This window comes from Haloarcula halobia, assembly GCF_029338255.1.
Classification (GTDB): domain Archaea; phylum Halobacteriota; class Halobacteria; order Halobacteriales; family Haloarculaceae; genus Haloarcula; species Haloarcula halobia.
In genome coordinates, this window is the sequence record NZ_CP119787.1 from 95,451 (window position 1) to 112,624 (window position 17,174).

At 66.1% G+C, this 17,174-nt stretch carries 19 protein-coding genes; 6 read left to right on the forward strand and 13 right to left on the reverse strand.

All coding sequences use genetic code 11. The features are described from left to right. Positions 1-6: 6 nt before the first annotated feature. The gene (locus P1K88_RS00540) at positions 7-552 is read right to left on the reverse strand and encodes a CDP-2,3-bis-(O-geranylgeranyl)-sn-glycerol synthase (RefSeq protein ID WP_276411710.1); all 546 of its coding nucleotides are present in this window, start codon (positions 550-552) and stop codon (positions 7-9) included. 120 nt (positions 553-672) lie between these two features. Here P1K88_RS00540 and P1K88_RS00545 point away from each other — a divergent pair, with 120 nt between their 5' ends. Beyond that, positions 673-1,317, forward strand: a complete 645-nt coding sequence (locus P1K88_RS00545) for a DUF502 domain-containing protein (protein ID WP_276411712.1) — start codon at positions 673-675, stop codon at positions 1,315-1,317. A 6-nt stretch (positions 1,318-1,323) separates the two neighbouring features. Here the strand turns inward: P1K88_RS00545 and P1K88_RS00550 are convergent, their stop codons facing one another. From P1K88_RS00550 to twy1, 5 genes are all read right to left on the reverse strand, one after another. Further along, positions 1,324-2,256 carry a branched-chain amino acid transaminase gene (locus P1K88_RS00550; RefSeq protein ID WP_276411714.1) on the reverse strand — a complete coding sequence of 311 codons (933 nt, stop codon included), beginning with the start codon at positions 2,254-2,256 and terminating at the stop codon, positions 1,324-1,326. 158 nt (positions 2,257-2,414) lie between these two features. Further along, complete coding sequence (yciH, locus tag P1K88_RS00555; RefSeq protein ID WP_276411715.1) at positions 2,415-2,708, reverse strand: translation initiation factor; 294 nt, start codon at positions 2,706-2,708, stop codon at positions 2,415-2,417. Between the two features lie 211 nt (positions 2,709-2,919). Beyond that, positions 2,920-3,594 (reverse strand): 3,4-dihydroxy-2-butanone-4-phosphate synthase, encoded by a 675-nt coding sequence (gene ribB, locus P1K88_RS00560; RefSeq protein WP_276411717.1) that lies wholly within the window; start codon positions 3,592-3,594, stop codon positions 2,920-2,922. Then, on the reverse strand, positions 3,581-4,279 hold the full coding sequence (locus P1K88_RS00565) for a DUF120 domain-containing protein (RefSeq protein ID WP_276411719.1): 699 nt from the start codon (positions 4,277-4,279) through the stop codon (positions 3,581-3,583). The genes ribB and P1K88_RS00565 overlap by 14 nt, the downstream gene beginning before the upstream one ends. A 111-nt stretch (positions 4,280-4,390) precedes the next feature. Further along, positions 4,391-5,368: a 4-demethylwyosine synthase TYW1 gene (gene twy1 / locus P1K88_RS00570; protein WP_276411723.1), complete on the reverse strand. Its 978-nt coding sequence runs from the start codon at positions 5,366-5,368 to the stop codon at positions 4,391-4,393. 431 nt (positions 5,369-5,799) lie between these two features. Here twy1 and P1K88_RS00575 point away from each other — a divergent pair, with 431 nt between their 5' ends. Beyond that, the gene (locus tag P1K88_RS00575; RefSeq protein ID WP_379786639.1) at positions 5,800-6,591 is read left to right on the forward strand and encodes an aldo/keto reductase; all 792 of its coding nucleotides are present in this window, start codon (positions 5,800-5,802) and stop codon (positions 6,589-6,591) included. A 57-nt stretch (positions 6,592-6,648) separates the two neighbouring features. Here the strand turns inward: P1K88_RS00575 and P1K88_RS00580 are convergent, their stop codons facing one another. Genes P1K88_RS00580 through P1K88_RS00590 form a run of 3 tightly spaced genes read right to left on the reverse strand, consistent with a single transcriptional unit; the run spans position 6,649 to position 9,731 of the window. Continuing rightward, entirely contained in the window at positions 6,649-7,437 is a 789-nt protein-coding gene (locus tag P1K88_RS00580; protein ID WP_276411725.1) for an ATP-binding cassette domain-containing protein, read from the reverse strand. Next, positions 7,434-8,438, reverse strand: a complete 1,005-nt coding sequence (locus P1K88_RS00585; RefSeq protein ID WP_276411726.1) for an ABC transporter permease — start codon at positions 8,436-8,438, stop codon at positions 7,434-7,436. Before P1K88_RS00585 ends, P1K88_RS00580 begins: the two co-directional genes overlap by 4 nt. A gap of 42 nt (positions 8,439-8,480) precedes the next feature. Further along, positions 8,481-9,731 (reverse strand): sugar ABC transporter substrate-binding protein, encoded by a 1,251-nt coding sequence (locus P1K88_RS00590; protein ID WP_276411727.1) that lies wholly within the window; start codon positions 9,729-9,731, stop codon positions 8,481-8,483. A 132-nt stretch (positions 9,732-9,863) separates the two neighbouring features. Here P1K88_RS00590 and P1K88_RS00595 point away from each other — a divergent pair, with 132 nt between their 5' ends. Beyond that, the gene (locus P1K88_RS00595) at positions 9,864-10,817 is read left to right on the forward strand and encodes a C-terminal binding protein (RefSeq protein ID WP_276411729.1); all 954 of its coding nucleotides are present in this window, start codon (positions 9,864-9,866) and stop codon (positions 10,815-10,817) included. Between the two features lie 522 nt (positions 10,818-11,339). On the opposite strand, the gene P1K88_RS00600 is transcribed toward P1K88_RS00595, so the two are convergent. Together P1K88_RS00600 and P1K88_RS00605 are read right to left on the reverse strand one after the other, a co-directional pair. After that, the gene (locus P1K88_RS00600) at positions 11,340-11,855 is read right to left on the reverse strand and encodes an IclR family transcriptional regulator (RefSeq protein WP_419181083.1); all 516 of its coding nucleotides are present in this window, start codon (positions 11,853-11,855) and stop codon (positions 11,340-11,342) included. Then, the gene (locus P1K88_RS00605) at positions 11,839-12,075 is read right to left on the reverse strand and encodes a helix-turn-helix domain-containing protein (RefSeq protein WP_276411733.1); all 237 of its coding nucleotides are present in this window, start codon (positions 12,073-12,075) and stop codon (positions 11,839-11,841) included. Before P1K88_RS00605 ends, P1K88_RS00600 begins: the two co-directional genes overlap by 17 nt. Before the next feature lie 778 nt (positions 12,076-12,853). Here P1K88_RS00605 and P1K88_RS00610 point away from each other — a divergent pair. Beyond that, positions 12,854-13,225 (forward strand): NifU family protein, encoded by a 372-nt coding sequence (locus P1K88_RS00610; protein WP_276411734.1) that lies wholly within the window; start codon positions 12,854-12,856, stop codon positions 13,223-13,225. Between the two features lie 252 nt (positions 13,226-13,477). Then, on the forward strand, positions 13,478-13,795 hold the full coding sequence (locus P1K88_RS00615; RefSeq protein ID WP_276411736.1) for a hypothetical protein: 318 nt from the start codon (positions 13,478-13,480) through the stop codon (positions 13,793-13,795). A 16-nt stretch (positions 13,796-13,811) separates the two neighbouring features. On the opposite strand, the gene P1K88_RS00620 is transcribed toward P1K88_RS00615, so the two are convergent. Both P1K88_RS00620 and dgoD read right to left on the reverse strand, forming a co-directional pair. Then, the gene (locus tag P1K88_RS00620) at positions 13,812-14,636 is read right to left on the reverse strand and encodes an SDR family NAD(P)-dependent oxidoreductase (protein WP_276411737.1); all 825 of its coding nucleotides are present in this window, start codon (positions 14,634-14,636) and stop codon (positions 13,812-13,814) included. Positions 14,637-14,689: 53 nt separating this feature from the next. Continuing rightward, positions 14,690-15,871, reverse strand: a complete 1,182-nt coding sequence (gene dgoD, locus P1K88_RS00625) for a galactonate dehydratase (RefSeq protein WP_276411739.1) — start codon at positions 15,869-15,871, stop codon at positions 14,690-14,692. 218 nt (positions 15,872-16,089) lie between these two features. On the opposite strand from dgoD, the gene P1K88_RS00630 reads away from it, so the two are divergent. Continuing rightward, complete coding sequence (locus P1K88_RS00630) at positions 16,090-16,848, forward strand: IclR family transcriptional regulator (protein ID WP_276411741.1); 759 nt, start codon at positions 16,090-16,092, stop codon at positions 16,846-16,848. Positions 16,849-17,174: the final 326 nt, after the last annotated feature.

The following is a 17,174-nucleotide window of genomic DNA, read 5'->3' on the forward strand; positions in this document are numbered from 1 at the left end:
CCCGGGTCACCAGGGCTCGTTCTTCAGACCCAGCAGGTAGGCGATACCGTTCGTCACGACGTGCAGTACCGGCGTCACGACGACGACGACGACCAGGACCGGCAGGGTGAACGTCGCGCCGAACCAGGCGGGGGCGACGAGGAACGCACAGACCAGCGCGCCGACGACGAAGTCGAGCTGGTCGAGGCCAGGGAACGCCGCACCCCGCTCGCGGCCGCTCCGACGCTTGACGAACGAGGCCCCGATGTCGCCGAGCATCGCCCCCAGGGCGAGGCCGAACCCGGCGGCGAGCGGAAAGTCCGGGAGCGGGTGTCCCACGAGCGCGCTCGCGGCCGGCACAAGCGCGTCGAGCGCCAGTGCGACCAGCGTCCCGGCGAGCGCCCCGGTGGCGGTCCCCCGCCAGGTCTTCCCGTCGCCGAGCAGCCGGCTGTCGCCCATCGTCCGCCCGCCGTCTATCGGTCTGCCCCCACCGGCCAGCACGGCGGCGTTGTTGGGCACGTACGCGGGCAACATCGCCCACAGCGCCGTCGCGACGACCCCGAGTGTGTCCATGTTCCCGGCGTCGCGGCCCGAGTGTATTAATCCGTGTGACTGCGGGCGAGCGCCGTCGGACGGCTCTGCCCCGCTGTCGGGAAGGGAAGGGCTGATATTGCGTCACCGACACGTACCGGTATGGACTCTTCCACGTCGTGGAAGCGTGACTTCGCGAGTGGGCTCATCGTCCTGCTTCCCTTTCTCGTCACGACGTACGTCATCGTCTACCTCTATAGCATCCTCGCCTCCGCCGCCGTCATCCCCGCCATCGACTCCGAACTGCTGCTCGCGCTCGGCCTGCCGGCCTCCGCGACGGCCGTGGAACTTGCCCGTGTGATCACGTCGCTGATCATCTTCGTCCTCATCGTCTTCTCGACGGGCTATCTGATGCGGACGGCCTTCGGCGACATCGTCGAGGGCCTGCTGGACGACTCGATGAACCACATCCCGGGGCTGCGGGTGGTCTACAACGCGTCGAAGATGGCCATCGAGACGGCCGTCGGCGGCACCGATGAGCTCCAGAGCCCGGTGAAGATAGAGGTGTGGGACGGGATGCGGATGACGGCCTTCAAGACCGGCAAGACGACCGAGGACGGCCGCGACGTCATCTTCCTGCCGACGGCCCCGAACATCACGACGGGCTTCGTCATCGAGGTCGAGTCACACGAGTACGAGGAGACCGACGAACGGGTCGAGGACGCGCTGACGCGCATCCTCAGCGCCGGGTTCGGCGACACGGCCGAGCGGAACCGACCGATTCCGGTGGTCGACGACGACGATTAGCCCCGTCTAGACGTACGTGAACCACTCCTCGCGCTCGCCCGCGTCGATGACGTCGAAGAAGGCACTCTGGATGTCGTCGGTGACCGGGCCCTTCGTCCCCGCGCCGATCTCGTTGTCGTCGACGCTCCGGATGGGCGTGACCTCGGCGGCGGTGCCGGTAAAGAAGAGCTCGTCGGCCGTGTAGAGTTCGCCCCGGGAGATGGTCGCCTCGTCGTGGACGGTATAGCCCAGTTCCTCGGCCAGCGTGATGGCGGTCTGGCGGGTGATGCCACCGAGGATGGACTCGGCCATCCCGGGCGTGTATATCTCGCCGTCCTGGACGAGGAAGATGTTCTCGCCGGGGCCCTCGGCGACGTTGCCCTCCTTGTTGAGGACGATGGCCTCCGTGTAGCCGTTGCGGCGGGCCTCCTCGCCGGCGAGCATGCTGTTGACGTACAGCCCGGTCGTCTTGATGTTGGTCGGAATCTGGCTGGAGGCGTGTTTCCGCCACGAGGAGACCATGACGTCCACACCCTCCTCTAGGGCCTCTTCGCCGAGATACGCCCCCCACGGCCACGCCGCGATGACCGTCTCGGTCGGGCAGCTGCGCGGGCTCACCCCCAGCGAGTCGAACCCGTAGTAGACGATGGGGCGGATGTAACAGGACTCGAAGCCCTCGCTGCGGATGAGTTCGACGGTGGCGTCGGTCAGTTCCGCCTTCGAGAAGTCGATGTCGAGGTCGTAGGGTTTGGCCGACTCGTAGAGGCGGTCGAGGTGTTCCTCCCAGCGGAAGATGGCGGGGCCCTGCTCGGTGTCGTAACAGCGCACGCCCTCGAAGACACCGGTGCCGTAGTGCAGGGCGTGCGTGAGGACGTGAATCTGTGCGTCCTCGAAGTCGACGAACTCGCCGTCCATCCAGATTCTATCCGCCCCCTCGAACATCTCCGGCCGGTCGCTCACTGCGACCACCCCCGGGCGGCGTGATACCTGTCTGCGATACCGGCCGATGGCTCGTCGTGTGTCATAGCTACCCCATCGAATCCCTCGGTTAAGAGTGTTGACGGTCCACGTGCGGGTCGTCGATCCGCCGGCCGGTCAGGGCGTGGGACAGCAAGCCGTCACGTGACGGTGAACCCCTCGTCGCGCAGGAGGGAAACGACTCGCTCCTCGTGGTTCCCCTGCAGTTCGATGTGGTCGTCCCGCACCGTCCCCCCACACGCGAGCCGTGACTTCAGCGTCGACGCCAGTTCCGCGAGGTCCACGTCACCGGCGTCGAACCCCTCGATTACGGTCATCTCCTTGCCGTAGCGGCGCTCGTCGATACGGACCGACAGCTCCTGGGCTTCCCGCGCGACGTCCTCGCAGATGCAGAGCTCTTCCGGGAGTCCACACGTCGGACAGGTCGCTGCCATCATCCGTGTGTACGGGTCCCACACATATTATTGCTCGCCACCGCTGGGGAACGGTGGCCATTGCGGATGAAGAAAGACCAGCGATGAACAGCCAGAAAGCCCCCGCGCTCTCAGCCCCGCCCGTAGTTCGGTGGTCAGCCAGCTGGGGCTTTCCGGCTGTTTCTACGCAAAATCGAGCGGCGATACGCTTCCCAGGCGCCGACGGTGACGGTCAGCCGAGGCGCTCGTCGAGCGTCGCGCCCTCGACGTAGACCAGTCCCTCGCGCTCGGCGTAGGCCCGGGCCTCGGTCGGGGCGAGCGCCGCGCCGGACTCGTCGTCGAGCATCTCACAGACCACGGCCGCGGGCGGCTGGTCGGCCGCGCCGGCGAGCGCGACGCCGAGTTCGGTGTGACCCTTCCGGTCGGCCAGCAGGCCCGGGGCCGCCCGGAGCAGGTGGACGTGCCCGGGCGAGCGGAACGTCTCCGCGAAGGCCGCCGGGTCCGGGTCCGTCGCCGCGGCGGCGAGTTCCCGGATGGTCAGCGCGCGGTCCGCGTCGGTGATGCCGGTGTAGGTGTCGCGGTGGTTGACCGTGATGGAGAACGACGACCGCTCGTCGTAGCCCAGGTCGTGGTCGGCCGACGTGGGGTGCTCGAGCACCGACTGCATGAAGGGGAGGTCGAGTGCGTCGCCGACGGCGTCCGAGAGCGCGACACAGACCAGTCCCCCGGCGTCGTTGCGCATCCGCGCCACGTCCGCGTGCGTGACGGCACCGGCCGGGTAGACGATGTCCGTCTCCCCCTCGCGGTCGGCAGCGTCGTGGATCAACACCGGGTCGCCCCGGGCGAAGGCGGCGACGGCGTCCGCCGCGGCGTCGGCGTCGACGCGGGCGTCCTCACTCCGCGACATGGACGATCACCTCGTCGCCGTCGGCCAGTTCCAGCACGTCGCGGAGTTTCTCGGGGGCGATGAGCTCCAGTTGCTCCTCGCCGTGGTGGGTCCGCTCTGGCGCGATGACGTGGGCCGGTTCGTACTCGCCGTCACCGCTCTCGACGGAGGCGACGTAGCAGTACGCCGGGCCGTAGGTGCGCTCGTCGTCTTCCCACCCTTCGATGGTGACCGGTTCGAGCGCGCCCAGTCGCGCGCGCTTGCGGACGCTCTCGTCGGCCAGTTCGACGTTGAGCGTCCCGGCGAAGGGCTCGTAGCCCAGTTTCTCGATGAACTGCTCCATGTAGCCCGGCAGCGTGATGTAGTGGCGACCCTCGCCCATCCCCGAGGTGACGATGCCGGTCAGGTCGACGCTCGCGTCGGCCTCGAAGATGCGCCGGTAGTCGGCGTACTCGGACTGGAGGCGCCCCTCGCCGGCCGCCGTGATGCGGACGTTCTGCCCGTCGCTGACGATGTCTCGCTCGAGCAGGCCGGCGTCCTCGAGTCGCTGGAGGCGCCGGGAGGCCGTCTGGTTCGACGCGTCCAGCCGGCCTGCCAGGTCCGCACAGGAGACCTTGGTCCGTTCGTCGAGCGCGCCGTCGAGCGCGAGCAGCTTCAGCGTCGCGAGCTCGTCGCGCCCCACCGCGTGCCCCGTAGATTCGGCCATGTCCCGACGTTGGCACCGTCTCGGGAAAAGGATACCGAATATGGAATGCGTTCCAGATGTGGAACAGTGATGAACTCGCGTCGGGTTGACAGTCCCGTCGGCGGCCGCCGCTCAGTCCTCGACGACGGGGTCCCGCGCCCAGAACTCGCTTCCCTTGTCGAGTTTCGGGACCCAGGTGTCCGCCTCGCGGGCCAGCATCGCGACGCGGGAGGGTTCGACCTCCTTGAGCGTGTCGTGGTCGGACAGGAACGCCCCCACCTGCTCGGTGAACGCGCGGACCTCGTCGTGTTCGGGCATCGAGTCGCGGTCCAGGCGGCCCCGCGAGTGGCCGACGTGCATGTACGCCTTCAGCTCGACGAAGTCGGCGCCCGCCCGGTCGCACATCGCCGCGTACCAGGCCGGGTGGTGCATGTTGTGGCCCTTCACGAGCGTGGTGCGGATGACCGTGCGCGTCTCGTCTTTCGCCGCCAGCACGTCGAGCGTCTCGACGAGGTTGTCCCAGGCGTCGTCCTCGACGGCCTTGACCGTCGCGTCGAAGGTCTTCCGGTCCGGGGCGTCGACCGAGACGTACAGCTGCGTGGGGTCACAGCGGTCGAGCATCTCGGGGTCGGTCCCGTTCGAGACGAGGAAGGTGGTGATGTCGCGGGCGTGGAACTCCTCGATGAGTTCCGGCAGGTATGGATACAGGGTGGGTTCGCCGTCCAGCGAGATGGCGACGTGCCGTGGCTCCATCGCCTGCTCGAAGCGCTCGCGGGGCACCTCCTCGTGACCGCCGAACCCCGAGAGCAGTTTCTTCTGGAGGGCGACCGAGGCGTCCGCGACAGCGGCCGGGTCGTCCCACTCGACGTCGCCCAGCTCGTAGGCGTGGCCCGCGTGGTCTCGCCAGCAAAAGACACACCGCTCGTTGCACTTGACGACCGGCGTCATCTGGATGCAGCGGTGTGACTCGATGCCGTAGAAGGCGTACTTGTAACATTTGCCCTCCCCGCGCAGGGCGTTTTTCGTCCAGCCACACGACTGGGCGGCCGTGTGGTTCTCGCTGTGGTAGTTCGGGTCGTCTACCTGCATGGGCCCGTCCGATTCGCTCATCGTGGAACCAATCGGGAGCGAGACTAAAACATCCTTTCGTCCGTGGCGACGTGGTTCGCCGGGCCCACCGCACTTTGGCCCCGTGGGAATCGACAGCGAGGGCGTCCGAGAGCACCAGCGATCGAGAACAGGCGCATGCGACACATCTCGGAACAGATTTTCGGATACGATCTCGGAAATCCGGTACTATATATTTATATCCCGATATACAGGTCGTCAAATGCTCATATACGCTCGTATTTCCCAAAGAATTTTGCATATTATAAATTTTAGAATTATATATGTATTTTATGGAGATGCTCTGGCGAATTAGAGGGGTCATCCCGTACCCGTTCATGCTACCCACTCAGCACGGGGGAGAGACACGCTCAAGCGAGCCGATTTCGACCGAGGGTAACATCTAAGTCCCACTCTGCCGAGACACCGAACGTATGCGCTCGATGCCGCCGATAGGGCTGGGTACCTTCCAGAACACCTATCGAGACGAATGTATCGACAGCGTCACCACCGCGCTCGACGTCGGCTACCGGTTCGTCGACACGGCCCAGGTCTACGACACCGAGGCGTTCGTCGGCGACGCACTCGAGACGAGCGCGGTCGACCGCGAGGACGTCTTCGTCGCGACGAAGATCTGGAACGACAACCTCGCCTACGACGACATCCTCGAGTCCTTCGAGGCGAGCCGCGACCGGCTGGGAGTTGACGTCGTCGACCTCCTGTACGTCCACTGGCCGGCCGGGGCCTACGACCCCGACTCGACGCTCGCGGCCTTCGACGAGCTCTACGACGCGGGGAAGATACGCCACGTCGGCGTCAGTAACTTCACCCGCCCACAGCTGGAACGGGCCCAGGCGGTCCTCGACGCGCCGGTCTTTGCGAACCAGATCGAGGTCCACCCGCTCTGTCAGCAGCCCGACCTCCGGGCGTACTGCGAGGCCGAGGACATCGAGGTCGTCGCGTACTCGCCGCTCGCCCGCGCCCGCGTGATCGGCAACGAGGAACTGCAGCGCATCGCCGCAAAACACGACGCGACGGTCCCGCAGGTGAGTCTCGCGTGGGTCCGCGAACAGGGCGCGACGCCGATTCCGATGGCCCGGACGGGGCCACACATCCGCGAGAACTACGAGTCGCTCGACCTGGAACTCGACGAGGCCGACCACGAGGCCATCGCTGCCCTCGACAGCGAACAGCGGACCATCGACCCCGAGTACGCGCCCTGGTGAGGGCACTGTCCCTGCGGTCGAACTCGCGGACAGCCAGCGAGAACGGGAATCCGGACCCTACCGGTGTCCGGTGGTGATGAGGTTCGTCAGCGTCGCCTTGTCGACGTCTTCGGGCTCTACGACCTCTGCGATCTCGCCCTGGTAGAGGACGGCGATTCGGTCGGCCAGATCCAGCACCGACTCGAAGCTGTGGCTGACGACGACCTGCGTGTGGCCCTCGTCGCGCAGCGTGTGCATCGTCTCGTGGACGAGTTCCGTCCCGGCCACGGAGAGCGCCGACGTCGGTTCGTCCAGGATGAGCACGTCCGGGTCGAACGAGATCGCCCGGGCGATGGCGACGAGCTGGCGCTCCCCGCCCGAGAGGAACGAAACCTCCGAGTGCGGGTCCAGGTCCAGGTTCAGGTAGTCCAGGATCTCCGCGGTCTCGCGGTAGGTCTCGTTCCAGTCGATCAGTTCGACGGGCCCCACGCTCAGGCGCGACGGGAACTGGTCCATGTAGACGTTGGTCGCGATGTCCAGCTCGTTCATCAGCGCGAGGTCCTGGTAGACCGTCTCGATGCCCATCTCCCGAGCCTCGCTGGGGTTCGAGAACGTCACCGGCTCGCCGTCGTAGTACACCGTGCCCGAGGTCTGTTCGTGGACGCCACAGAGGATGTTCATCAGCGTCGACTTCCCCGCGCCGTTGTCCCCGACCAGCGCGAGTATCTCCCCGTCCCTGACCGTGAGGTCGATGGACTCCAGCGCCACGAGGCGGCCAAACTGCTTCATGATGTTCTCGAAGCGGACCTTCACGTCGGCCGCCTGGGCCGGCGACGAGCTCTCGGAGGCGTCTTCGGCGTGGCTCATTGTGACACCTCCGCGGCGAGGACGCGCTGACGGATGTTCGAGCGCGTGTTGTACAGCAGGATGGCGACCAGGAGGACGGCCCCGTTGACCGCCTGGATCTGGGCGATGCCGACGCCACTGAGGTTCAGCGCCGACTGGATGACGCTCAGCAGGAGGACCCCGCCGAGCGCGCCCGAGACCTTCCCGCGGCCGCCAAAGAGGCTGATGCCGCCGATGACCGCCGCGGCGAACGCCGGGAACACCATCCCGCTTGCCGTCTCCGGCGAGACCGTCGTCGTGAAGCCGGTCAGCATCAGCCCGCCCATCGCCGACAGCAGGCCGCTCAACCCGTAGACGGCGATTATCATCCGGTCGGTGTTGATACCGACCGCGCGCGCGGACTCCTTCTCCGAGCCCAGCGCGTATATCGACTGCCCGATGTTCGTCTGGCTCATCAGCACCGCCGCGACGGCGAAGGTGACCAGCAGCAGGCCGATGGCGTACTCGGGCGTGCTCCCCACCATGGTGTACCCCTCCGGAAGGTCCGAGACCGGGAGGCTACTCAGCGATATCTTCAGCCCCTCGAAGATGATGAGGAACGCCAGCGTCTGCAGGAACGGGTTGATACCGAACTTGCTGATCATGATGCCGTTCGTCGACCCGATTACCGTCCCGACCGCCAGGATGACGACGAATCCCAGAATCGGGTCCGAGAACACCGCCCACTTGCTCGGCGAGAGCATCAGCGCCGTCAGCATCGCCGAGAAGCCCGCTATCGACCCGATCGAGAGGTCGAAATGCCCCGAGATGAGACAGATCGACTCCGCCAGCACCAGGAATCCGAGCCCGACGGACCCGTGCAGGAGGAGTTCGACGGACCGCAGGTTGCGGAACGTCTGTGGCACGAGGACCATAACGCCGACGAGGGTCAGCGCCAGGATCGGCCAGATCATGTTGTCCAGGAGAGTGAGCACGACGTCGTCACTCCCCATGTCCGGACGAAGCAGGTTTTCGACGCTCATGATATCTCTCTTTTAACGCACATTGATAAACGTTCGGGGACGTTATCCCCAGATGTTACCCCAGAGGTAGGGTTCGTCGGCGTTCTCCTCGGTGACGGTCACGGAGTTCGTCTGGAACTGGACGTGCCCGTCCTTCTCGACGATCTCGGCGGGTGCCCACACCGGTTCGGACCACAGCTCGACGCCCTTGTGCTGGGCGGACTCGATGGTGAGGTCGTCGGCCGTGATGGTCGTGCCCACTTCGGGAATCTCGTCTTCCCCGTCGCCCTCGACGTACTTGCGCATGTACTCGAGCGCGATGGGGCCGTAGAAGTAGTTGGGCTGGTCGATGGCCGCGTCGATGTACCCGTCGTTGATGCCCTGGATGACCTGCGGACCGGCGTCCAGCTGGACCAGCACGACGTGGTCGTCCTCGCCGCGCTTCGACGCCAGGCCGGCGTTCTTCAGTGCCGTCAGCACGCCCAGCCCCATCGAGAGGTTGGCCGAGTAGATGGCGTCGGGCGCGCCGTTGGCGTTGATCCACTCGGAGGTGGCCTGCTGGGCAGCGTCGCGGGTGAACTCGCCGGGCACCTTGTCCGCGATCTCGAAGCCATCGGTGTTCGAGATTTTCTCGACGAACGGCTCGTCGCGCTGCTGGGTGATCTGCTGGGCGGGCGCGCCCATGACGTCCAGGATCTGGTAGCTGTCCTGGTCGGGTTTCTCCTCCTCAAGTTCGGCGATGGTCTGCTCGGCGGCCGTCTCCGCGGCGGCGCGGTTGCTGAACGCGACGTACATCGTCACGTTCTCCGTCGTCGCGTCGACGTTGGCGGTGAAGACCGGCACGCCCTGGTCGGTGGCCTCGTCGATGGCGGGGTTGACGGCCTCGGAGTCCCAGGTGTTGACCAGGATGCCGTCGTAGCCCTGGTTGGCCATCTGCCGGATGTCGCTGACCTGCTTCTGGCCGCTCTCCTGGTTCCCGAACTCGTTGTAGTCGAAGTTCTGGTCTTTCGCGTAGAACTCCGTCGCGTCGAGGAAGGCCGTGATCCACGCTCCACCCCGGAAGTACGTCGAGAAGCCCATCGAGAGCTGGGACTGCTCGGTCGTGCTGCTGCCCCCGCTCTCGCCGTCGCCACCGTCACCGTCGCTACTGCCGTCGCCACCGCCGCCGTCGCTACTGCCGTCGCCACCGCCGCCCGAGCCACCGTCGCTGCCGTCGCCGTTCGACGAGCAGCCGGCGAGTCCGGCGAGGCCCGCGGCTCCCGTTGCTTTCAGAATACGGCGTCTGCTGATGTCGAGACTCTGTCGATCTGGCATATCCATTGAAATCGTGCACGGAGGGGTATAAATAATTTTCCCACACAGACCGGTCGCCGGTGGGCGAGCGACGCGGGAGTGGGGTGCACAGCAGGTACGTTTAAATACCCCGGACAGCACCTTTCGGGACAGATGCCACCCAAGGTCGTCATCACTGACTCTACCTATCCGGACGCATCCATCGAGCGAGAAGAACTCGCCGACGTCGGGGCGACCGTCGAACTGGCGAACGCGCGGACGCCGGCGGCGGTGATCGAGTTCGCGACCGACGCCGACGCGCTGTTGAACCAGGAGACGGAGCTCCCGGCGGCGGTCTTCGAGTCCCTCGATGAACTGGAAGTCGTCGCCCGGTACGGCGTCGGGGTCGACAACATCGACCTGGACGCGGCGGCGGCACACGACGTCTCCGTGCTGAACGTGCCGTCCTACTGTGAGAGCGAGGTCGCGACGCACGCGCTCACGCTGCTTCTCGCCTGCCGGCGTCGGGTGCCACTGTACGACGATCGGGTCAAAGGCGGCCAGTGGGACTGGAAGGACGGCCGCCCGATATCGGCACTCGAAGGGAGCACCGTCGGGTTCGTCGCGTTCGGCAATATCGCACAGAAGTTCGACGCGATGCTCGACGGGATGCCCGTCGAGACGGTCGCGTACGACCCCTACCAGTCAGAGGAGGTGTTCAGGGCCCACGACGTCGAGCCCGTCTCCTTCGAGGCGTTGCTCGAGCGGGCCGACTGCGTCTCGGTCCACGCTCCCCTGACCGAGGAGACGCGCGGCCTGTTCGACGCCGCGGCCTTCGAGCGGATGAACGACGACGCCGTCCTGGTCAACGTCGCCCGTGGGCCGGTCGTCGACGACGAGGTGCTCGCCGATGCGCTCCGCGCCGGCGAGCTGGCCGGCGCGGGGCTCGACGTGCTCCCGGAGGAGCCACCGGAGTCCTCGCCGCTGTTCGACATCGACGAGGTGGTGCTTACGCCCCACGTCGCGTGGTACTCGGAGTCGTCGATGGAGACGCTGCGGCGACGTGCGGGACGTGGCGTTGCGGCGTGTCTCCGGGGCGAGCGTCCGGACAACCTCGTCGTCGAGTGACGGACGTGGGGGCACGCGGGCCCGGTTCCGGCGCCGTCCGGACCGGTCGCGGGTCCGGGTGAGCGCCGATCCGATGATGTTGAACGCGTTCTTGGTACCGACTACCACGCACGTCTCCGCGGCGTGCCGGCGGACGACACGGGGGAGGAATGTCTGGGCGAACCGGGACAGCGTCCCCAGCGGAGCGAGCCTCGCACCCGAGCAACCTGTCGAGCCGACGGGCCACTATGTGGCAAGCGACGGTTCAACAGCGCGTGCACCCGGATTGATCGCCCCAGTTCGTCCAACAGTGTTGAAAAACCGGAACCGAGTTCGGGGAGGTCGGCGTCGTCTGGCCCCTCACGACGGGACCACTGTGTCGGGCCATGACCCGATGGCTGCCGGAACCACCGGATAACAGCTCGACGACGGCGGAACTCGGCGGCCCCCGCTCGGCAGACGCCGTGTGCGAGCCCGCCGTGTCGCTCTGGAGGCTTGAATCAGTGTAGAAAGCGATTCAAGATGAGTAAATTGATAGCCCCGTCACTGGCCACCGGAGATGTAGTGGTTGTACCGGAGTTCGATGACGTTGGCGGCGTTCTGGACGGCCTCGACGACGTCGTCGGCCACGCCGTCGTCCCAGAGCCGGGTCCGCGGCCCGGAGACGCAGACGGCTCCGACGACACTACCTGTCGCATCGTCGACGATGGGGACGCCGAGGGCGAGGATGCCCTTGCGTCGGTCCTGGTCCTCGACAGAGTAGCCGCGCTCGCGCGTCCGGTGGAGCTCCTCGTGGAGCGCCTCGCGGTCGGTGATGGTGTGTTGGTTCGCTCGCGGGAGACCGTGTTCGTCGACGATGGCGTCGACCCGATCGTCGGACATGGCCGACAGGAGCGCCTTCCCCAGTGCCGTCCAGTGCAGGTGGGTCTGCTCGCCCGTCGGCGCGTTGTCGTAGACCGCCCTGGCCGGCGACTCGGACTTGTAGACGAGGACGCGCTTGCCGCGCTGCTCGACGCCGAGGTTGGCGGCTTCGCCGGTCTCCTCAGCCAGTTCGTCGATGTGGCGCTTGGCCGCGCGGTAGAGTCCCCAGCTGTCGGCGCGCGTAACTCCCGTGTTTCAGGAACTTCAGGCTCAACCGGTAGGTGCCGTCGTCCTTGAGCACGTAGCCGGCCTGATGGAGCGTGTTCAGGTGGACCTGTGCGGTGCTCGGCGGTATCTCGAGGTGGTCGGCGAGGGCGCTCACGCCCGCGCCGTCGAGTTCCTGCAACGCGGTGACCACGGTGAACGCCTTTTGGACCCCCCTGGAGTGTGTTCGTCGAGGTGTGCTGGTCTGTCATTGGCTGTCCCTGTCGACAGAATACGAACCGGGACACTAAGGATTTTCGATGGTCGCACGTTTATTCGAAATCATTAAACTCGAACGCGAGGACAGCACAAGCGAGGGCGGTGGTCGACGGGCGGGCGAGCGCAGGGAACGGAATAACAATCGTACCCCCATTAGTGTTTGTCCGGTCCGCCACTCGAACGGCCGGCGCCAAGAGACCACAGACGGGGAGGCTGTCCCACCCACGACGACAGGCGGACGTTGAAGGCCCTATCTGGAAGTATATACCCCCAATATATGGAATAGTAGCAACAGATATCGTATTATTTGAGTAGATAATGTTATTTAATCGTAATAAAGGCATTTTCTTCGATATAAATTTCATATTCAGTTATAGATATCCCATTATATGGATATTCTGCGTCTCTATCCCACGCCAGCACCTCTGTGAACCTATTTATCGAGTTGTTCCGGCCGTATTCAGTTTCGTAATCCGGTTGCTGCCGTCGGATTGCATTCGGTCGGACAGACAGGGTGAAACGACAGTCCGTTTCGAGGTAGCTGATAGCACCCGTGAGCACCGATGGCAGACGACTCGTGGCGATACAGCCGCGTCGAACGAGACCCCGGAGCCGTATCGTCACACCGTCGCCGGGTGGGGGACGCCGGGGGACCAACCGACACCGGGTGAGTCCAAAGGTCTAAGCACTCGCAGAACAGAGGTCTATCCACTATGAGCACGGAGACAGACGCCGGAGACGACCTTCGAGAGCGCATCACGAACTTCCTGCGCCGGAACTTCCCGCAGATCCAGATGCACGGCGGCAGCGCGGCCATCCAGGAGCTGGACCGCGAGGCGGGCAGCGTCACCATCCAGCTCGGCGGTGCCTGTTCGGGCTGTGGCATCTCACCGATGACCATCCAGGCCATCAAGACCCGCATGACCAAGGAGATCCCCGAGATCAACGAGGTCGTCGCGCGGACCGGCATGGACGGCGGCGAGGGCATGTCCGGCGGTTCTGGCGGCATGAGTCCGTCGTTCCCCGGCGAGTCCCGCGGTGGCGACGTCGGCGACGACGACGAGGGCCCGGAAGCGCCGTTCTGAGGCCGGATTTCTCCCATCTTTCGCGCCGTGTAGCGACTGCTCCGAACCGTCGGCTCTACCGACCGACTGTACGGTCGGCACGGAGGTGTGTTCGACCGTCACCGAAAGGATAGGTTCGGAATCGATAAATCGACAATAGACACACCAGGTCTGAGTGAATATTCCTCGTTCCAGTTCGTCATCTCTCGGATACGTCCATATATCCTCGAGAGGTGGGTAGGTTTGGACAGTCTGTTCCTACTATGCGTGTATTTGTCTTCGGAATCGGGCAATCTCGGAACTGTCGCCGAGTCCCACCCCGTGGCGGCGCTGGTCGACGAGGGCTGGCTCCCGAACGACCGCTACGAGGAGTTCCAGAGCGCGGTCCGCAGCGAGGTCGGCGAGGCCGTCGACATCGAGAAGCTCGAAGTCGCCGAGTACGACTCCGACGGGCACGCACACGCCGCCGAGGAGGTCGCCAACGCCGTCCGCTTCCTGGCCTCGCCGGCCAGCGACTGCGTCAAGGGCCGCGAACTGCGCGTCGACGGCGGGCAGGTCCCCATCGACTCCTGGCGCCTGGACAGCCGGTAGGCCCGGTCGTAGCGACTCACTCCTCGCGCTCGGTGCGGTACGACCGGTACAGTTCGTCCTGCATCACCTGACTGCGGCCGCCGTCGACCAGGATCGACTCGCCGGTGACGAAGGTAGCGTCGTCGCTCGCGAGGAAGGCCGCCATCCCTGCGACGTCAGCGGGGCGGCCCAGCCGACCCACCGGGTGGATCTCCTTCGTGTACTCGTACTCCGCTTCGCTGTCGAACTCCTCTCGGGTGCGCTCTATCTCGACCCAGCCGGGGTTGATGGTGTTGACGGTGATGTCGTCGGGGCCAAGTTCCAGCGCCAGCGCCCGCGTGATGCCGTTGATGCCCGCCTTCACCGCGTTGTACGGGAACAGGCCCGGCATCGTCAGGAACGCGTGGTTCGAGGACGTGTTGAGGATGGTCCCGCCGGGGGGCATGTGCTCGGCGGCGTGTTTCGCACAGAGCCAGAAGGAACGAAAGTCCGTCTCGACGACGAACTCCCAGTCGTCGATGGTCGCCTCGGCGGCGGTCGTCTCGGTCTGGACGCCGGCGTTGTTGACGAGCACGTCCACGCGGCCGTACTCGTCGACGGTGTGTTCGACCAGCGCCTGTATCTCGGCGGGGTCGCGCATGTCCGCCTGGACGAACGTCGCCTCGCCGCCGCCGGCCTCGATGTCAGCGACCACCGCCTCACCGGGACCGCGCGAACGGCCGGTGACGACGACGGACGCTCCTTCGGCGGCGAATCGCCGGGCGACGCCGGCACCGATGCCGCGTGTCGACCCTGTGACGAGGACGACGCGGTCTGCGTGGCGGGACGGGACGGCGTTCTCGGTGGGGTCTGTGGGAGCCATCTACCCGATGGGTCGGCCCTCCACCGGCAAAAGTCAGTCGGAAACTTGCCGGCTTACCACTCGGCGACGCTGCCGTCCTCGTGGCGCCAGACCGGGTTGTGCCAGTTGACGGTCTTCTCGGACTGCTCGCGGACGTAGTCCTCGTTGATGTCGATGCCCAGGCCCGGGGCGTCCGGGACGGTGACGTAGCCGTCGCGGTACTCGAACACCGAGGGGTCGGCGAGGTAGTCGAGGACGTCGGTCGTCTCGTTGTAGTGGATGTTCAGGCTCTGCTCCTGGATGAGGGCGTTGGGCGAGCAGGCGTCGACCTGAATGCACGACGCCAGCGCGACCGGGCCCAGCGGACAGTGGGGGGCGAGCGCCACGTCGTAGGCCTCGGCCATCGCGGCGATCTTCTTGACCTCGGTGATGCCGCCGGCGTGCGAGAGATCCGGCTGGATGACGTCGACGGAGCCGTCCTCGAAGACCTCCTTGTAGTCCCAGCGCGAGAACATGCGCTCGCCCGTCGCGATGGGGATGGTCGTGTGGGCGGCGATGTCCGGGAGCGCGTCGTTGTGTTCGGGCAGGACCGGTTCCTCGATGAACATCGGTTCGTACGGTTCCAGCGCCTTCGCGAGCCGTTTGGCCATCGGCTTCGAGACGCGGCCGTGGAAGTCGACGCCGATGTCGACCTCGTCGCCGACGGCCTCGCGGACCTCGCGCAGGCGGTTGACCGCGGCCTCGACGGTCGCCGGGTCGTCGACGCGCTTGATCTCGGCGGTGGCGTTCATCTTCAGCGCGGTGAAGCCGGCGTCGACCTTCTGTTCGGCCTGGTCTGCGACCTCGGAGGGACGGTCGCCGCCGATCCACTGGTAGACGCGGATGCGCTCGCGGGCGGCCCCGCCGAGCAGCTGGTGGACCGACGCCCCCAGTTGCTGGCCCTTGATGTCCCAGAGCGCCTGGTCGATGCCGGCGATCGCGGACATCAGGACCGGGCCACCGCGATAGAACCCGCCGCGGTACATCGTCTGCCAGTGGTCCTCGATGTCCTCGGGATTCTCCCCGAGCAGGTAGTTCTCCATGAGTTCCTCGACGGCGGCCCGGACCGTGTGGGCGCGCCCCTCGACGACGGGTTCGCCCCAGCCGACCGTGCCGTCAGCGGTCTCGATGCGCAGGAGGAGCCAGCGCGGCGGCACCTCGAACAGCTCGTAGTCGACGATGCGGTCGGTCCCCGTGGACTCCGTGCTCGAACTCATCGGTTCAGGACCTCCGTGCGATACGACGACTGGCAGGCGCTACGTGTCTCGGCCGGGGGCAGGACGGTCGCGGCCGTCCGTCCCCGAGACTGGTCCGGGCGGGTAGTCATCGTGCACAGCTTTGCGAACCCCTCATATAATCATTGTGCACGGACGGAGCCGGACGCTCGTTCATGTGTTACGAACGATTTTTGATGGCGGAGTCGCATTCTCGATTCATGAACGACAGCGCGCCCCGGGCGAAAACCACCGTAACGAGCTTCCGGATAATCGAGGCCGTCCGCGACGACCCCGGGGTCGGAGTCAGCGAGCTGGCCCGGCAGGTCGACCTCTCGAAGAGCGCCGTCCACAAGCACGTCCAGACGCTGACCGACCTCGGATACCTGGTCCGCGAGGGCACCGCGTACTACCTGAGCAACCGGTTCCTGAGCCTCGGTGTGCGGGCCCGCGAGCGACTGGCGCTGGAGCCCGCACGGGACGTCGTCACCGACCTGGCCGAGACGACGGGGCACGTCTCGAGTTTCATCGTCCACGAGAACGACAGCGGCGTCTACGCGCTCCGGGTCGGACCGGAGGGTACCGCCCCCAGCGACGTCACCGAGGGGGACGTCGCCCCCCTGCACGCGACTGCCGGCGGGAAGGCCATCCTCGCGTTCCGCTCCGCGGAGAAGCGCGCCGAGATCCTCGAGAGCGTCGGCCTCCCCACGCACACGGACAAGACGATCACCGACCGGGCGGAACTGGAGCGGGAACTCCGGTCGGTGCGTGACCAGCGCGTGGCGTTCGACCGCGAGGAGTACATCAGCGGCCACCAGTGTGTCGCCTCGCCGGTCGTCGGCGCCGACGGTGAGCCCATCGCCGCCGTCAGCGTCACGGGGAACATCTACCACATGTCCGGCAAGCGCCTCGAGGAAGACGTCACGGGCCTCGTCACCAGCGCCGCGAAGTCGATCGAGAACCGACTGCTCCCGCAGTGACCGATATTCACGATGTGCGAACGGCCGCCCGCGAACCCGCTCGCGGACGGCAGATAGACAGGAGACGGACCGAGACGCACCGCTCGACCGACCGAACGGCGGCAGTTCGGTGACCGGCTGTCTCGACTACCGCAACCAGTAACATCCGTACATATGTTATAACCAGCACGTCACGTCCACCTGCCGAGCGCCTCGACCACTCCGTTCTCCCATCGAGAACGTGCGGACGGGCCCGTTCGGCAAGTGGACCGCCGCGGCGCGACGCTCCGGGGACACCGAGACGGTGTCGGGGCTGATCGGGGATGCCACCGGAGGCCAGGGGACGA

Excerpts from the sequence above, each read along its gene's own strand:
- P1K88_RS00540 (WP_276411710.1), bottom strand. The coding sequence starts at position 552 with ATGGACACACTCGGGGTCGTCGCGACGGCGCTGTGGGCGATGTTGCCC.
- P1K88_RS00545 (WP_276411712.1), top strand. The coding sequence starts at position 673 with ATGGACTCTTCCACGTCGTGGAAGCGTGACTTCGCGAGTGGGCTCATC.
- yciH (WP_276411715.1), bottom strand. The coding sequence starts at position 2,708 with ATGGCAGCGACCTGTCCGACGTGTGGACTCCCGGAAGAGCTCTGCATC.
- ribB (WP_276411717.1), bottom strand. The coding sequence starts at position 3,594 with ATGTCGCGGAGTGAGGACGCCCGCGTCGACGCCGACGCCGCGGCGGAC.
- P1K88_RS00565 (WP_276411719.1), bottom strand. The coding sequence starts at position 4,279 with ATGGCCGAATCTACGGGGCACGCGGTGGGGCGCGACGAGCTCGCGACG.
- twy1 (WP_276411723.1), bottom strand. The coding sequence starts at position 5,368 with ATGAGCGAATCGGACGGGCCCATGCAGGTAGACGACCCGAACTACCAC.
- P1K88_RS00575 (WP_379786639.1), top strand. The coding sequence starts at position 5,800 with ATGCGCTCGATGCCGCCGATAGGGCTGGGTACCTTCCAGAACACCTAT.
- P1K88_RS00580 (WP_276411725.1), bottom strand. The coding sequence starts at position 7,437 with ATGAGCCACGCCGAAGACGCCTCCGAGAGCTCGTCGCCGGCCCAGGCG.
- P1K88_RS00585 (WP_276411726.1), bottom strand. The coding sequence starts at position 8,438 with ATGAGCGTCGAAAACCTGCTTCGTCCGGACATGGGGAGTGACGACGTC.
- P1K88_RS00590 (WP_276411727.1), bottom strand. The coding sequence starts at position 9,731 with ATGCCAGATCGACAGAGTCTCGACATCAGCAGACGCCGTATTCTGAAA.
- P1K88_RS00595 (WP_276411729.1), top strand. The coding sequence starts at position 9,864 with ATGCCACCCAAGGTCGTCATCACTGACTCTACCTATCCGGACGCATCC.
- P1K88_RS00610 (WP_276411734.1), top strand. The coding sequence starts at position 12,854 with ATGAGCACGGAGACAGACGCCGGAGACGACCTTCGAGAGCGCATCACG.
- P1K88_RS00620 (WP_276411737.1), bottom strand. The coding sequence starts at position 14,636 with ATGGCTCCCACAGACCCCACCGAGAACGCCGTCCCGTCCCGCCACGCA.
- dgoD (WP_276411739.1), bottom strand. The coding sequence starts at position 15,871 with ATGAGTTCGAGCACGGAGTCCACGGGGACCGACCGCATCGTCGACTAC.
- P1K88_RS00630 (WP_276411741.1), top strand. The coding sequence starts at position 16,090 with ATGAACGACAGCGCGCCCCGGGCGAAAACCACCGTAACGAGCTTCCGG.